The organism is Mucilaginibacter sp. OAE612, from assembly GCF_041806395.1.
Lineage (GTDB): Bacteria > Bacteroidota > Bacteroidia > Sphingobacteriales > Sphingobacteriaceae > Mucilaginibacter > Mucilaginibacter rubeus.
On record NZ_JBGMUW010000001.1, the window covers coordinates 2,814,451 to 2,830,598 of the forward strand.

At 42.9% G+C, this 16,148-nt stretch carries 15 protein-coding genes; 11 read left to right on the forward strand and 4 right to left on the reverse strand.

The genetic code is table 11. From position 1 onward, the window contains the following. Positions 1–201 precede the first annotated feature (201 nt). Positions 202–1,233 (reverse strand): LacI family DNA-binding transcriptional regulator, encoded by a 1,032-nt coding sequence (locus tag ABID99_RS11735; RefSeq protein ID WP_188831952.1) that lies wholly within the window; start codon positions 1,231–1,233, stop codon positions 202–204. Positions 1,234–1,363: 130 nt separating this feature from the next. On the opposite strand from ABID99_RS11735, the gene ABID99_RS11740 reads away from it, so the two are divergent. The 7 genes from ABID99_RS11740 (at position 1,364) to ABID99_RS11770 (ending at position 10,661) form a co-directional block, all read left to right on the forward strand. Continuing rightward, complete coding sequence (locus tag ABID99_RS11740; protein ID WP_373613817.1) at positions 1,364–2,839, forward strand: xylulokinase; 1,476 nt, start codon at positions 1,364–1,366, stop codon at positions 2,837–2,839. A 110-nt stretch (positions 2,840–2,949) separates the two neighbouring features. Further along, positions 2,950–4,275: a xylose isomerase gene (gene xylA / locus ABID99_RS11745; protein ID WP_373613818.1), complete on the forward strand. Its 1,326-nt coding sequence runs from the start codon at positions 2,950–2,952 to the stop codon at positions 4,273–4,275. Between the two features lie 48 nt (positions 4,276–4,323). Next, positions 4,324–6,030: a sodium/sugar symporter gene (locus ABID99_RS11750; protein WP_090525734.1), complete on the forward strand. Its 1,707-nt coding sequence runs from the start codon at positions 4,324–4,326 to the stop codon at positions 6,028–6,030. A 209-nt stretch (positions 6,031–6,239) separates the two neighbouring features. Beyond that, positions 6,240–7,640: a glucuronate isomerase gene (gene uxaC / locus ABID99_RS11755; RefSeq protein WP_373613819.1), complete on the forward strand. Its 1,401-nt coding sequence runs from the start codon at positions 6,240–6,242 to the stop codon at positions 7,638–7,640. Beyond that, positions 7,641–8,672 carry a PfkB family carbohydrate kinase gene (locus ABID99_RS11760; protein WP_373613820.1) on the forward strand — a complete coding sequence of 344 codons (1,032 nt, stop codon included), beginning with the start codon at positions 7,641–7,643 and terminating at the stop codon, positions 8,670–8,672. It begins immediately after the preceding gene. Further along, the gene (locus ABID99_RS11765) at positions 8,669–9,331 is read left to right on the forward strand and encodes a bifunctional 4-hydroxy-2-oxoglutarate aldolase/2-dehydro-3-deoxy-phosphogluconate aldolase (RefSeq protein ID WP_373613821.1); all 663 of its coding nucleotides are present in this window, start codon (positions 8,669–8,671) and stop codon (positions 9,329–9,331) included. The genes ABID99_RS11760 and ABID99_RS11765 overlap by 4 nt, the downstream gene beginning before the upstream one ends. 19 nt (positions 9,332–9,350) lie before the next feature. Continuing rightward, positions 9,351–10,661: an MFS transporter gene (locus ABID99_RS11770; protein ID WP_091164847.1), complete on the forward strand. Its 1,311-nt coding sequence runs from the start codon at positions 9,351–9,353 to the stop codon at positions 10,659–10,661. Positions 10,662–10,713: 52 nt separating this feature from the next. Here the strand turns inward: ABID99_RS11770 and ABID99_RS11775 are convergent, their stop codons facing one another. Further along, positions 10,714–10,953 (reverse strand): hypothetical protein, encoded by a 240-nt coding sequence (locus ABID99_RS11775; RefSeq protein WP_090525721.1) that lies wholly within the window; start codon positions 10,951–10,953, stop codon positions 10,714–10,716. A gap of 164 nt (positions 10,954–11,117) precedes the next feature. On the opposite strand from ABID99_RS11775, the gene ABID99_RS11780 reads away from it, so the two are divergent. Next, positions 11,118–12,053, forward strand: coding sequence for an MBL fold metallo-hydrolase (locus ABID99_RS11780; RefSeq protein ID WP_373613822.1), 936 nt, complete (start codon positions 11,118–11,120; stop codon positions 12,051–12,053). A 37-nt stretch (positions 12,054–12,090) separates the two neighbouring features. Next, complete coding sequence (locus ABID99_RS11785; RefSeq protein WP_373613823.1) at positions 12,091–12,360, forward strand: DUF3820 family protein; 270 nt, start codon at positions 12,091–12,093, stop codon at positions 12,358–12,360. A gap of 95 nt (positions 12,361–12,455) precedes the next feature. Here the strand turns inward: ABID99_RS11785 and corA are convergent, their stop codons facing one another. Both corA and ABID99_RS11795 read right to left on the reverse strand, forming a co-directional pair. Then, positions 12,456–13,580 carry a magnesium/cobalt transporter CorA gene (gene corA / locus ABID99_RS11790; RefSeq protein ID WP_354482882.1) on the reverse strand — a complete coding sequence of 375 codons (1,125 nt, stop codon included), beginning with the start codon at positions 13,578–13,580 and terminating at the stop codon, positions 12,456–12,458. After that, positions 13,581–14,192: a WbqC family protein gene (locus ABID99_RS11795; RefSeq protein ID WP_373613824.1), complete on the reverse strand. Its 612-nt coding sequence runs from the start codon at positions 14,190–14,192 to the stop codon at positions 13,581–13,583. It lies immediately after the preceding gene. A 35-nt stretch (positions 14,193–14,227) separates the two neighbouring features. Here ABID99_RS11795 and ABID99_RS11800 point away from each other — a divergent pair, with 35 nt between their 5' ends. Together ABID99_RS11800 and ABID99_RS11805 are read left to right on the forward strand one after the other, a co-directional pair. Next, positions 14,228–15,112 carry a lysophospholipid acyltransferase family protein gene (locus ABID99_RS11800; RefSeq protein ID WP_373613825.1) on the forward strand — a complete coding sequence of 295 codons (885 nt, stop codon included), beginning with the start codon at positions 14,228–14,230 and terminating at the stop codon, positions 15,110–15,112. After that, positions 15,109–16,146 (forward strand): glycosyltransferase family 2 protein, encoded by a 1,038-nt coding sequence (locus tag ABID99_RS11805; RefSeq protein WP_373613826.1) that lies wholly within the window; start codon positions 15,109–15,111, stop codon positions 16,144–16,146. Before ABID99_RS11800 ends, ABID99_RS11805 begins: the two co-directional genes overlap by 4 nt. The last annotated feature ends 2 nt before the right edge of the window (positions 16,147–16,148 follow it).

The window sequence follows — 16,148 nt, forward strand, 5'->3', positions numbered from 1 at the left end:
ATTGAATTTAAAATATGTTTTTTATCGGGAAAGAGTTGGATTTGTGGTGGAATTTTAGTAAAAATTACAAATAAAAAAATGTCATTGAGGCACGAAGCAATCGCACGGAAGCACGGCCGCTCTGTATAGCCTGCGATTGCCGCGCTACGCAATGACATTTATTTTAATCTTTATAAATCATCAATCTTATAAGGAGCTAACTTATCCCTTCTTTGCTGTTGATCCTCTTATAATCAATTCAGGCTTAATACTGATGATCTTGGGTTTAACCGAAACCTCGATGCTGGCAATCTCCTGGAAAAACAGGTTGCCAATGGTTTTGCCCATATAAACACTAAACTGATCTATAGTAGTTATCGATGGACTGGTAATCTCCGTAAAAGCTTCATTAGAGTAGCCGCAAATGCCCAATTCTGAAGGCACCTTGATATTCATGATATTAGCTACCTCCAAGACACCTAAAGCCGAAAAGTCAGATGTAGAGGCAAATATAGCATCCGGCGGGTGGGGGAGGTTAAGCAGTTTACGGGTAGCTTCGGCACCAAGCTCCTTTGTCCACGCATTTTCAACCACCAGTTCATCAATCACTTTCACCTTATGCGTTTCTAATGCTCTTAGGTACCCGTTTTTTCGCTGGCGAAAAATGTTTAGGTTTTGCGGGCCTTCAAGTAAGGCGATACGTTTATAGCCGTTTTCTATCAGGTGCGATACCGCTTCAAATGAAGCTTGTTCGTTATCGTTGATCACTTTGAGCGTTTCCAGCTCTTCGGCAACACGGTCAAACTGGATCAGCTGAATGCCATGGTCAAGCACATTTTGCAGGTGCTGGTAATCATAGCTATCGGCCGATACCGAGATCACTATACAATCTACATGCTGATTAATGAGCGTATTTACACATTGAATTTCTTTATCATGCACTTCGCCCGACTGGCAGATGATGAGGTTATATCCTTTTTGATAGGTTGTTTCCTCAATGCCGGCTATCACGTTACTGAAAAAGTTCTGGTTTATCCGCGGCACCACTACGCCAATAGTTTTTGAATGCCCTTTGCGTAGGTTGGAGGCAAGGGTGTTGCGTTTATAATTGAGCTCATCGGCGGTTTTGATGATCAGCTCCCTGGTTTTTTCGTTCACCTGGCTGCTGTTATTCAGCGCTCTTGATACAGAAGACGCGGTTATGCCGAGCTTAGCGGCAATGTCATAAATGGTGGTGCGTTTAACTTTCTTCATTATAGCGTGCAAGTTGGAAAAAATATTTTACGCAATCGATTGCAATTTTTATTTATTTCTTTATTTTCGTTGCGTTAAGTTACCAATTAATAAATACAACCAAAAAATCATACAAAAATCTGAATAGGCTATGCTGTTATTAGGGATCGATATAGGTACTTCGTCGGTAAAAGTAAGTGTTGTTGACGCCGCAACGCAAAAAACAATCGCTTCGGCACAATACCCTGACCAGGAGTCGCCAATCAAAGCATTGCATCCTGGCTGGGCCGAACAATCTCCCTCAATGTGGTGGGAGCAGGCACAAAAAGCATTGGAGCGCTGTCATGCTAAAGGCAATTATAATACAAAAGATATAGCAGCAATAGGTATAGCATACCAAATGCATGGCCTGGTATTGGTTGATAAAGATCAAAATGTTTTACGCGATAGTATTATATGGTGCGATAGCCGCGCTGTTGAAATTGGCGATAAAGCTTTTGCCACCATTGGCGAAGAGCATTGCTTATCGCACCTGCTTAATTCGCCGGGAAACTTTACGGCCTCAAAACTGGCCTGGGTAAAGGAAAATGAACCGGAGATCTACAGTAAAATTGATAAGATCATGCTGCCTGGTGATTATATCGCCATGAAGCTTACCGGCGAGATCACCACATCTGTATCGGCATTATCTGAAGGGGTGTTTTTTGATTTCAAAACCAATGACGTCTCCAAAGAGATCATCAATTATTTTGGTTTTGACGAAAGCCTGTTCCCGGTTATCAATCCTGTTTTTTCATCGCACGGAACTTTGCAGGCATCCGTTGCCGAAAAACTGAATTTAAAGGCAGGTATTCCGGTTACTTATAAATCCGGCGACCAACCCAACAACGCTTTATCATTAAATGTACTTAACCCCGGCGAAGTAGCTGCTACTGCAGGTACTTCTGGCGTGATATATGGTGTGGATGATCAGCTGGTTTATGACCAGCAATCACGCATCAATACCTTTGCGCACGTTAATTATGCCGATGAGCAAAAGAGGCTTGGTGTACTGCTTTGCATTAACGGAACCGGCAGTTTGTATCGCTGGGTAAAAAACACCTTCGGTACAGGCTATACCTATAACCAAATGAACGCAGAAGCTGAAAAAGCACCTTTGGGCAGCGAAGGCTTACAGGTACTGCCTTTTGGCAATGGTGCCGAGCGTATGTTAAATAATAAGCAGGTTGGTGCGCATTTTCAAAATATCGACCTTAACCTGCACACCCCCGCACATATTTTCAGGGCTGTGCAGGAGGGGATAGCCTCGTCGTTCCGTTATGGCTTTGACATTATGCGCGGCAATGGTATGAACCCTACTGTGATCCGTGCGGGCAAAAGCAACCTTTTCCTGAGCGATCTGTTTACCCAAACTTTTGTAAATGCTACAGGCGTTCCTGTCGAGCTCTATAATAACGACGGCAGTGTAGGTGCGGCCTTAGGCGCAGGTATAGGCGCAGGCATCTTCAAATCACCGGCTGAGGCATTCAGTAATATCAAGGCCATTAAACTGGTTGAACCTACTACAGACCAATTTGAACCCGTTTACCAGGAGTGGAAAGCGCTTTTAGAAACGAAACTGAGGTGAAAGGGAAAAGGTTAAAGGCGAAAGGTGTTGCCCGTGTATCCAAATAAATAATTAAACAATTGCCAATAAAAAAATCACTAATTCAATAACTCACTAATTCAATAATTAAAATGATAGTAACAGGCGAAAAAGAATTTTTCAAAGAAATAGGCCAGATCAAATTTGAAGGCCTTGAATCAGACAACCCGCTGGCGTTTCGCTGGTATGATGCGGATCGGGTAGTGGCAGGCAAAACCATGAAGGATCATTTACGCTTTGCAGGTGCATACTGGCATTCGTTCTGCGGTAACGGTGCCGATCCGTTTGGCGGCGCTACACACGTTTTCCCTTGGGATGAAAAAGCTGACGCTGTTGAGCGAGCTAAAGACAAAATGGATGCAGCGTTTGAGTTCTTGACCAAAATGAACCTGCCTTACTACTGTTTCCACGACGTTGATGTGGTTGACTATGGTAATGATGTTGCTGAAAACGACCGCCGTTTGCAGGCTTTGGTTGATTATGCCAAACAAAAACAGGCTGCCAGCGGTGTAAAATTACTTTGGGGTACTGCAAACCTGTTCAGCCACAAACGTTATATGAACGGTGCATCAACCAACCCCGATTTTCATGTATTGGCTCATGCCGGTGCGCAGGTAAAAGCGGCACTTGACGCAACGATTGCATTAGGCGGCGAAAATTATGTTTTCTGGGGTGGTCGTGAAGGTTATATGAGCCTGCTGAATACCAATATGAAACGCGAACAGGAGCATTTGGCTAAGTTTTTACATACTGCTAAAGATTATGCCCGCAAGCAAGGTTTTAAAGGCACGTTCTTTATTGAGCCAAAACCATGCGAGCCAACCAAACACCAGTATGATTATGATGCTGCCACCGTATTGGGCTTTTTACAGAAATACGACCTGATCAACGATTTTAAACTGAACCTTGAAGTTAACCACGCTACTTTAGCAGGTCATACTTTCCAGCACGAACTACAGGTTGCTGCCGATTCGGGTTTATTAGGTTCGATAGATGCAAACCGCGGTGACACGCAAAATGGCTGGGATACCGATCAGTTCCCTAACGATATTAATGAAGTAACCGAGTGCATGCTGATCATTCTTGAGGCAGGCGGTTTCCAGGGTGGTGGTATTAACTTTGATGCCAAGATCCGCCGTAACTCAACCGATCCGGCTGATTTGTTCTATGCTCACATTGGTGGCATGGACCTTTTCGCAAGGGCTTTGGTTACTGCTGACAACATTTTGCAAAAATCGGAGTATAAAAAATTACGTACCGACAGGTATGCCTCATTTGATGCTGGCACCGGGAAAGATTTTGAAGAGGGTAAGGTTTCTTTGGAAGATTTGCGTAACTATGCGATAGCTAACGGCGAACCTAAAGTGACAAGTGGTAAACAAGAATACATCGAAAATTTGATAAATCGATATATATAGTTTATAATTGTCAATCATACATATTAAACCCAAAGACAAACCAAAACAATGAACCTCAAAACCCTTTCAAATGGCGATTATGCTGTTTTCTTTATCTACTTTATAATTGTTGCCAGTTACGGCTGGTGGGTGTATAAGCGTAAACACAACGCCGATGCCACCTCAAAAGACTATTTTTTGGCCGAAGGGTCGTTAACCTGGTGGGCTATCGGAGCATCGCTCATCGCCTCAAATATCTCTGCCGAACAATTTATAGGTACAAGTGGGTCTGCGTTTAAAATGGGCTTAGCCATATCTACTTACGAGTGGATGGCTGCAATTACCCTTATCATTGTGGCGGTTTTCTTTATCCCGGTATATCTTAAAAATAAGATTTTTACCATGCCACAGTTCCTGCACCAGCGGTATAACGGAACGGTGGCCATGATCATGGCTATCTTTTGGCTGTTGCTGTACATTGTGGTTAACTTAATGTCGATCCTTTACCTTGGTGCATTAGCTGTCAGCGGTATTTCAGGTCTTGATATTCACCTGTGTATCTGGTTGCTGGCCATATTCTCGGCGGTTATTACACTGGGCGGTATGAAGGTTATCGGCTATACCGACGTTATCCAGGTGGCGGTATTGATATTGGGTGGTTTAATGGCATCTTACCTTGCACTTACTTTGTTAAGCGAAAAAGAAAATACAACAGGCTTACTCAATGGTTTCAAGATCCTGCATAGTGAAGCTACTGATCACTTCCATATGATCTTTAAAAAGGATAATCCAAATTACATGGATCTTCCCGGCTTATCTGTTCTGATAGGCGGCATGTGGATCACTAACCTTAACTATTGGGGCTGTAACCAGTATATTACCCAAAGGGCTTTGGGCGCAAACCTTAAAACTGCCCGTGGTGGAATCCTGTTTGCAGCTTTCCTTAAGTTGCTGATGCCTGTTATTGTAGTGCTGCCTGGTATTGCGGCTTACCTTTTATATCAAAAAGGGATGTTCCACCAGGAAATGGCGAGTTCATCTGGAGTTTTGGATCCTAACAAAGCGTATCCATCACTGTTAAACTTATTGCCAAGCGGCTTAAAAGGCCTTTCATTCGCTGCGTTAACGGCTGCTATTGTAGCGTCGTTAGCGGGTAAAGCAAACAGTATCGCTACCATCTTTACGTTGGATATTTACAAAAAAGCAATCAATCCTGAAGCTACCGATAAAAAACTGGTTAACCTTGGTAAAATATCGGTACTTGTTGCCTTGTTGTTAGGTATCCTGTTATCTGAGCTTATCGGTAAAGCATTGATGGGCGAAGGTAAGCAGGGCTTCCAGTATATCCAGGAATATACAGGCTTCGTATCTCCGGGTATCTTTGCCATGTTTATCCTTGGTTTCTTCTGGAAAAAAGCTACTTCAAATGCGGCTTTATTTGCAACCATTGGCGGTTTCATTTTCTCATGTTTCTTTAAACTTTGTCCAAAGTTTATTGACCTGAGCTTCCTGTCGCCGTATGGCTTCTCAAAATTAGCCTTGCAGGATGATAAAGTAACGAAGTTATATGAAATCCCTTTCCTTGACCGTATGGGTTTTGTATTTATCCTGTGCGTTATCGGTATGTACATTATTTCAAAAATTGACCAGGCCAGGGGCGTTACAACAAACGGCCTCGAAATTGATGGCTCAATGTTTAAAACTTCGAGAGGATTTTTAGCAGGCGCCTTAATTGTAACAGGTATTGTGGTTGCATTGTACTCGATTTTCTGGTAGCAGAAATTTCACCAATAGATAAAAAAGGCGATGGGGTGATAACCTCATCGCCTTTTTGCTTCATAGTAGTTGTTTTTACGTCTCAACGAAAACGTTTGCGTGGATTGTTTAGGCTTATTACTTCCAACTTGCCCGTATGATGTGTAATTTGCCGCTTACAAGTATAAACTACTATACCGCTAACTCCGGTATATATCTGTCAATAACCAATGAAGAATTTTTTAGATCAGGATTTTTTACTTCAAACAAAAACGGCGCAGCGCTTATATCATGAGTTCGCCAGCCATCAGCCTATTATTGATTATCATTGCCACCTGCCGCCAGATCAGATTGCTGACGATATCAATTTTAAAAACATAACGCAGATCTGGCTTTATGGCGATCATTACAAATGGCGCGCTATGCGGGCAAATGGTGTTAATGAAGCCTATATCACCGGTAATAAAACCGACGAAGAAAAGTTTATGCAATGGGCCGCTACGGTTCCTTACACTTTGAGAAACCCGCTATACCATTGGACACACCTTGAATTGCAGCGATATTTTGGCATCAATGAGTTGCTCTCACCAGCATCGGCACAAAAAATATATGCCCAGTGCAACGAAAAACTGCAATCGCCGGAGTTCAGCATCCGTAATATTTTAAAAAGTAAAAACGTAGAGGTTGTGGGTACTACTGATGATCCGTTGGATAACCTTAGCCATCATCAGAAACTGAAACAGGACGGGTACAGTGTGAAAGTATTGCCAGCCTACCGCCCCGATAAAGCTATGAACGCCGATGACATTGCCGGGCTCAACAAATACATTGACCAACTGGAATCAGTGGCAAATGTATCTATATCTAACATTGATGAATATCTTTCGGCCTTAAAAGCAAGACACGAATACTTCGCCGAAAACGGCTGCAAATTATCAGATCACGGACTGGAGCAAATTTATTCCGAAGATTATACTGACGCAGAGATAGCTACCATCTTTACCAAAATAAGGAACAGCGAAGTGTTGTTGCCTTTGGAAATCCTGAAATTTAAATCGGCTATGTTGTATTACTTTGCCATTTGGGATCATGAAAAAGGCTGGGTACAGCAGTTTCACCTTGGCGCTTTGCGCAATAATAATGCACGCGCTTTAACCAATTTAGGGCCTGATACCGGCTGGGATTCTATCGGCGATTTTGCACAAGGCAGGGCGTTATCCAAATTTCTGAACAGACTGGATACCACTAACCAGTTAGCTAAAACCATTATTTACAACCTAAACCCCGCCGATAACGAATTGTTTGCTACCATGGTGGGCAACTATAATGACGGTTCGGTAGCCGGCAAAATGCAGTTTGGATCGGCCTGGTGGTTTTTGGATCAAAAGGATGGCATGATTAAGCAATTAAACGCTTTATCAAACATGGGCCTGCTGAGCCGTTTGGTTGGGATGCTTACCGATTCGAGGAGCTTTATGTCGTTCCCGAGGCATGAGTATTTCCGCAGGTTGCTTTGTAACTTGTTGGGTGATGACATTGAAAACGGCGAATTACCAAACGATATTGAATGGACAGGAAAGATCGTGAGCGATATTTGCTATTTTAACGCCAAAAACTATTTCAATTTTTAAATGAGCAATATAGAAAATACAAAGGGAAGCATCCTGTCATTTGGCGAATTGTTGTTACGCATGTGCCCCGATGGTGAAGGGCAATGGTTAAAAAGCAACAAGCTGCCATTTTTTATGGGTGGTGCCGAGCTTAACGTAGCCAATGCTTTAGCCCTTTGGGAGCAGCCAATAAAATATTTTACTGCTTTGCCTGATAATGCCTTATCCGAACAGATTATCGGTTACCTGGAAAACAAAAACATCGACACATCAGCAATACATCATAGTGGTAACAGGATAGGTCTTTATTATCTCACCCGTGGTAAAGATGTAAAGAACAATGCCATTGTATATGACCGTGCCGGTTCGGCATTTGCCGATCTGAAACCGGGCATGGTTAACTGGGATGCTGTTCTGGAAGGGGTGAGCTGGTTTCATTTCAGTGCGATATGCCCGGCCTTAAGCCAGCAGGCTGCCGATGTTTGCGAAGAAGTTTTACAGGCAGCAAGCAAAAAACATATCACCATATCTGTCGATCTTAATTATCGCCCCAAATTATGGCAGTACGGTAAAAAGCCAACGGAGATTATGCCAAAGCTGGTGCAATATGCTGATATCATTATGGGGAATGTTTGGGCAGAGGAAACCATGCTGGGCATTCCCGTTACACCGGATATCCATGAATCGGGTCAGCAGAGCATCTACCTTAAAGAGGGGCTCTACTCGTCTGAAAGGATCATGGATGCTTATCCGCGCTGCCGGGCTGTTGCCAATACCTTCCGCTTTGATGCAGGCAAAGGCGTTGAATATTATACTTCGCTTTATACAGGCAACCGCTTTTATCACTCCCCAACCTATACTACCGAAACCGTGGTTGACAAAGTTGGCAGCGGCGATTGCTTTATGGCCGGGCTTATTTACGGCTTTTATAACAAACAAGATCCACAGCAATTGCTGGACTTTGCAACGGCAGCCGCATTCGAGAAGCTATTTATTGAAGGCGATGCGACCACAAAAACAATTGATCAAATTTATAACACAATGAAACAATGAGTAAAAAAAATATAGTACTTGACGCGATATTAAAGCAGGGTACATTACCGCTGTTCTTTTATAAAGACCCGGAAGTGAGCCTGCAAATAACCCGCACGCTTTATAAAGCTGGGATTAGGGTATTTGAGTATACCAACCGCGGTGCAGCCGCCCTCCAAAACTTCAAGGTTTTAAAACAAGCCCTTGCAAACGGCGAAATGCCGGGCCTGGAGTTAGGTATCGGCACTATCAAAAGTGTTCAGGAAGCTGAAGCTTTTGTTGCTGCCGGGGCTGATTTTATCGTTTCGCCAATTGTTAACCCCGAGGTTGGCAAACTGGCAGCGCAGCACAACCTGTTATGGATTCCTGGTTGTATGACACCAACCGAAATTTACACAGCTCAACAAAACGAGGCTGCGCTGATAAAAATATTCCCGGCCAATATACTGGGGCCTGAGTTTGTATCCTCAATCAGGGATTTGTTTGCCGGTCAGTTGTTCATACCAACAGGTGGGGTTGATTTGAACCATGACAGTATCAGCACCTGGTTTAAAGCCGGGGTATGTGCGGTGGGTATGGGCAGTAAACTAATCAGCAAAAGCGTACTGGAAAACCAGGAGTACGATAGACTGTATAACGATACCCTGAAGCTGCTTGAAATAGTACAAACCATTAAATAGCCAGTTAACCTAAATTATAATGAGAGAAGAAAAAGTTGGAAACTACCGCTGGGTGATCTGCTCGCTGGTATTTTTCGCAACAACCGTTAATTACCTTGACCGGGCAGTAATCAGTTTGCTTAAATCAGACCTTACCAAGGAGTTTAAGTGGAATGATGGCGACTATGCCAATATTGAGATTGCTTTTAAAATAGCTTATTCAATAGGTTTGCTGGCTGCCGGACGGATCATCGATAAGATAGGCACCAAACTCGGCTATTTCCTTTCAACACTACTATGGAGTATTTCGGCGGTGTGCCACGCTTTTGTTGGTGGCACCTTTGGTTTCGGCGTAGTGCGTTCTGCATTGGGCCTTAGTGAAGCGGGAAATTTTCCTGCAGCTATTAAAACCGTGGCCGAGTGGTTTCCTAAAAAAGAACGTGCATTTGCTACGGGGATCTTTAACTCGGGTGCAAATATAGGTGCTATAGTTGCACCTTTAACAGTTCCGTTTATAGCAGCTGCCTGGGGATGGCGCTGGGCATTTATCATAACCGGCTCAATCGGTTTTATATGGCTTGTATTATGGCAGGTAATTTACCGCGCACCTTCAAAGCATAGCAAGGTATCAAAAGCCGAGCTTGATTACATCAACAGTGATCATGACAGTCAAACTGAAGCTTTACAGCCAGTTGAGCAAAAGAAAATATCTTGGGGCAAGCTGCTTTCGTTTAAGCAAACGTGGGCATTTGTTATAGGTAAATTCCTTACCGACCCTATATGGTGGTTTTACCTGTTCTGGCTCCCCGATTTTTTGGAAAGCCAGTATCATTTAAAGGGCACAGAAATAGCCATTCCCGTTGCGTTGGTTTATACCATGTCTACCTTTGGGAGTGTTGGCGGCGGTTGGTTGCCTATGAACCTTATTAAAAAGGATTGGCCTGTATTTAAAGCCCGCAAAACATCTATGTTTATTTACGCACTGGCGGTAATACCAATCATATTTGCGCAAATTCTGGGTGGTGTTAATATGTGGCTTGCGGTTATAGTGATAGGGATAGCAGCATCGGCGCACCAAGCATGGAGCGCTAATATATTCACCACAGTTTCGGATATGTTCCCAAAACGCACTATTGGTTCGGTAACGGGCTTAGGTGGCATGTTCGGTTCTATCGGTGGTGTGTTCCTGTCGCTTGCCGTGCAAAAAAACCTGTTTGTGTATTACCGGTCAATCGGTAAAATTGAGATAGCCTATTATATTATGTTCTTTGTTTGCGGAAGCGCTTACATTTTAGCCTGGCTCATTATGCATTTCCTGGTGCCTAAAATGAAACCAATTGAATTGGATTAACCATATGAAATATAACGAAGGAAGCCGGGGCAAATGATCCGGCTTCCTTTTTTTATAAAGAGTGGCTTACCGCCTGTTCGGCCAGTTCATCAATCCAGCTCGAAAGGTAAGGCTCTGTACCATCAATCCTGATCCATTCGCTATCCTGATCTTTGACAATTACCAAATGTAGTGTGCCATCTATCGATTTAAACTCATATGCATTGGCATAACCCGCCCAGGTCACCTGTTGCGCTGTACCTTCAATAATGCTATCGGTCCCCGTAAGCGTGGCATCAAATTGTTGTTTCATAGTGTTTATAGTTTTACTAACCTAACATAGTTCTGGCAGTTTCTGTTTGCGCTGGTGTTAAGCCGAAGGCCATGTTATTTATTTTAGACTGATAAAATTGTATTTAAATTTAAGCAACTAAAACTTTTAATACACGAGTTACGTTTTGTTAATAATTATAAACCATGAACAGAAGGCTCAGTACAAAATATTTCCAGGTATCGCAAAGGGTATGGGGAACTAAACTATTATTTGTTAATGTTTACATGATCGCCAACCGTCCCGGTGCTGCCAAAGGTTGGGTTTTGGTTGATACGGGGTTAAAAGGTTCGGCAAAAAAAATAATTGCCATGGCCGAAGAGCTTTTTGGCCCGGGAACTAGGCCTGCAGCTATTGTGCTCACACATGGACATGCCGACCACTCGGGAGGATTAGCAGAACTTTTGGAGATTTGGAATGTACCTGTTTATGCCCACGCACTTGAATTGCCTTACCTAACAGGCCTGTCATCATACCCACCAGCCGATCCATCGCTGACCGACGGGCTGATGAGCTTGTTGTCGGTATTTTTCCCAACATCCCCCATTAACCTCGGTACTAAAGTAAAAACCATCGATATGGAGGAAGGGATCCCCGAACTGCCCGAATGGAAGATCATTCACACACCCGGCCATACGGCGGGCCATATTTCCCTGTTTTTGCCAATAAATTCGACCCTTGTAGCCGGGGATGCCTTTTCAACTACTAAGGCCGAATCAGCTTTATATTCATTTAGTTCGCTTAAAAAGTTAAGCGGACCGCCAAGGTATTTCACTACCGACTGGGAAGCTGCTGCCCAATCAGTACGCAGGCTTGCCGCGCTTGAACCACGCACAGTAGCGGCAGGCCATGGCCCCATAATGCGCGGCCGTGAGCTGCATGATCAATTACACGAACTGGCCGATAACTTTGAGCAAGTGGCAATACCGACAAAAGGTCGCTATGTAGAGCATCCCGCTGTTGCCGATGAAATGGGCGTAACCTATATTCCGCCTTATGTAAGCAGCGGTATTTTAAAAGCAACAGTTGGCATCGCAGCTGCACTCGCAACATTTTTTATTATAAAAGGATTGCAGGAATAGAAGCAGAATCCCATCGGTTTGTGCGTACCTTTACCGCGTGGAAAATTTAAGACCAGATCCAAAGATCCTAATTGATATTGTACAAACCAGAATGCCTTATGGCAAGTATAAAGGCACTATTATAGCTGATATCCCTGTATCATATCTTGAATGGATGTCGGGTAAAGGATTTACTAAAGATAAAATGGGGATGATGCTCTCAACCACATTTGAGATCAAAACAAATGGATTGAGCGAGATCCTGTATATGGTGAAGAAACAAGTTCAAGCCCAAGCCCCCCGACCCCCTAAAGGGGGAGGATTCTGATCAGGTTTCTTACCCATCTCCATTAAAAAAAGAAGCAGTACTCGTAACGCTTCTTTTTTATGCCGATAACTTCCCTTTAGGGGGCTGGGGGGCATCTACAATCTGTTAAACCAGCCTTTCTTCCAAAATACAAATACCTGTATTATGGCTATCAAAAACATAAACACGATAGCATAAATGTAACCATGGTGCCAATATAACTCTGGCATGTTATCCGGCAGAAGATGGCCTTTATCATCCTGCCGGGAAAAATTCATCCCGTAGATACCGGCTATAAAAGTAAGCGGGATAAAGATCACAGAAATGATAGTAAGCACCTTCATGATCTCGTTCATGCGGTTACTTACCATGGATAGGTACAGGTCGATGATACTTGACGTTACCTCTTTATAGTTTTCAATGAGGTCCATGGCCTGGATGCAATGATCATAGGCGTCGCGCAAAAACAATTTAACTTCCGGCGTTATCAGCGGGCTTTCAGACCTGATCATGTCATTGATCTTATCCCTCTCTGGCCAGCTGGCACGGCGTACAACAATGAGCGTACGTTTTAGCTGCTGGGCATTAAACATGATGGTTTTATCGGCGCTCAGGTAAAGCTTATCTTCAAGGGCATCCAAATGGTCGCCAATTTCGGCAAGCAGCACAAAGTAGGTATCAATTATAGTGTCAGTAAGCGCATAACACATATATCCGGGTCCCGCGGTACGGATAGCGCCCTTTCCGGCTTTTAAACGGGTTTTTACGGCATCAAAGCGCTCGGTGTGATCCTCCTCAAAACTAATGATGATATTATCTTTTATGATAGCTGAAAACTGGCAGTTAATGATCTCATTATCCTTATTGAATTGAACGATGCGGCTGGTACAAAAGGCATAATCCTCGTATTCATCAAATTTGGGGCGCTGGTGTGTATTGGCAATATCCTCCAAAACCAGGGGATTGATATTGCAATGTTCACCAATTTGCTCAATCAGCGAGGCATCGCCCAAACCATTAATCTTAATCCAATGGGTATGATTATCACATTTATTTAGCTGTTTTAAGGCTGTTTTGATATCCTTGCCCTCGCATGTTACTAACTCATCTTTATTGTATGAGTAAACGGATATAATGGGTTTCAGGGCATCCTCGGCTACCCTGATAGTACCCGGTCTGTCACCTACATTTCCTGCGTGTTTGTGTTTTTTAAGGCGCAGGCGTTTAAAGTTGCCATTCATCTACAAATAGTTTACGGTTTGCGGGCCCTGGTTAAACAGCAGGTCAATAATACTCAGGTTTTTCATAAAGCCCCGTCGGTCTTCAAATACCTGGAAATATGGTTTCTGCTGCATTTCGCTTTCTTTTTTAGGATGAATAGAAAACCGAAAATCGTGCAGGTTCGGATATTCGGCCTGGTATTCATTCGTGTAATTTAATTCCGTTTTTATTTTAGTGAGCTTGAGCAGCAGGTTCAAAAGCTCCTGATTATAATCAAACAAGTAGGTAATTTGTTTTTCATAAAAAGGTGCAAAGTCATCTTCATAAAACTCAAAATAAGCCGAACGGCGATAACAAGCCTGCAAGCTTTGCCAGTGCAGGCGCTGCCACATAAAATCGTAGCTGATTTTTACATCTTTAACTTTAGTGTGATTTTTTGAACCTTTTATTACCGGAACCACCAATGCCAGAACACCATCGGGCGAGTAGATATTAGCCCGGTTGCGATAAGTTTGTTTGGGGAAATGTTCTTCTTTTTCTATCAGTATATCAGGCTTATACGTATTTAATTGTACAAAATAATCTACCGGCGGAAGATAAAACATGGGTAACACAGCGCCTTTTTCAATCATATATTTTATGTTTGTGCTCAAAATTGGCTAAAATAATGATAAAAAAGGGTTTTACTAAGTTAGGGATATTAATTTTATACCTTATATCGTTGCTTCCCTTTTGGTTTTTATACATTTTATCCGATATCGCATTTGTTATTATTTATTACATTGTTCATTACCGCCGTGATGTAGTGCAGCAAAACCTCCGCAATTCCTTTCCCGAAAAAACAGATCAGGAGCGCCGTGATATTGAACGAAAATACTATCGTTATCTGGCCGACCTGATAGTGGAAACCATTAAAATGATCACCGTATCAGAAAAACAGATCCGGAAAAGGGTAGTGGCTACCAATTCCGACCTGGTGTTTGAATACTTTACTAAAGGTAAAAGTATTATTGCAGTTGCCGGCCATTATTGCAATTGGGAAATGGCAGCCCTAAATTTCAACTTTGTTACCGATAAAAGGTTCATGATCATTTACAAAAACCTGTCTAACAAAACGTTTGATGATTTTTTCATTAAGATCCGTTCAAGGTTTGGTGGGCAGCCGGTTGCCATGAAGCAAACATTGCGTAAAATGATTGAATACCGTAAAGAACTTACTGTAAGTGTGCTCGTGGGCGATCAAACTCCCGTGATGCATGAGGTAAACTATTTCACCAATTTTTTAAACCAGCCTACTGCGGTATTTTTGGGTATCGAAAAAATTGCCAAAACAATTGACGCAGCTGTTGTTTTTTACGACATGAAAAGGGTAAAACGCGGATATTATGAATATACGCTAATCCCGCTTACCGAAACACCAAAAGAAACTGCCGAATACGAAATAACAGATATGCATGTTAAATATCTTGAGGGGATGATCAGGAGAGAACCGCAATATTGGCTATGGTCGCACCGGAGATGGAAATTTAAGCCGGAGGATTTACATAGATGACCCATACACCTAAAGTTGCTGTAGTTATTTTAAACTGGAACGGCGCAAAGTACCTTAAACAATTTCTTCCTTCGGTATTATCCTCAACGTATCCTAACCTGGATATCGTTATGGGGGATAACGCTTCTTCGGATGATTCAGTAGCGCTTATGCGCGCAAACTATCCATCGGTAAGGATTATCCAAAATGATAAAAACTACGGCTTTACAGGGGGGTATAACCGGGTGCTGGCCCAGGTTGATGCCGATTATTATATCCTGCTTAATTCGGACGTTGAGGTTGTTCCAGGATGGATTGAACCTGTTATTGAATTAATGAAAAGCGATAGTTTAATCGCTGCTGCTGCTCCCAAGATCCGGTCATACGCACAAAAAGAATACTTTGAACATGCCGGCGCTGCCGGTGGCTTTATTGATAAGCACGGCTATCCCTTTTGCCGTGGCAGAATCTTTTACGAGCTGGAAAAGGATAACGGTCAATATGAGCAATCAGGTGAGGTATTCTGGGCATCGGGAGCTTCTTTGTTTATCAAAAAAAGCATTTGGGATGAAGCCGGCGGCTTTGATGAAAGCTTTTTTGCCCATATGGAAGAGATCGACCTTTGCTGGCGCTTAAAAAACATGGGTTATAAAGTAATGTATTGCGCGCAATCAACCATATATCACGTTGGCGGCGGTACATTAAATGCCGAAAACCCGTTTAAGACCTATCTCAATTTCAGGAATAACCTGCTGCTTATAAAAAAGAACCTTCCATTTTGGCGGGCGTTTTGGGTGATCAGCATCCGTTTTATAATGGATCTCCTGGCCTTGTTCAGGTTTTTGATGGAAGGTAAACGCAAAGATGCCTGGGCAGTAAGCAGGGCACATCAAAGCTTTGTGTTAAGTTTCTTCAAGAAGGTTAAAGACGAAAGGCAAAAGGCGAAAGGCAACGCGGTACAAAACACAAAAGGCATATACAGAGGCAGTATAGTTTGGGATTTCTTTGTTAAAAAGAAAACTCATTTTACTGATCTTGATCCTTCGGAGTTTTAGCG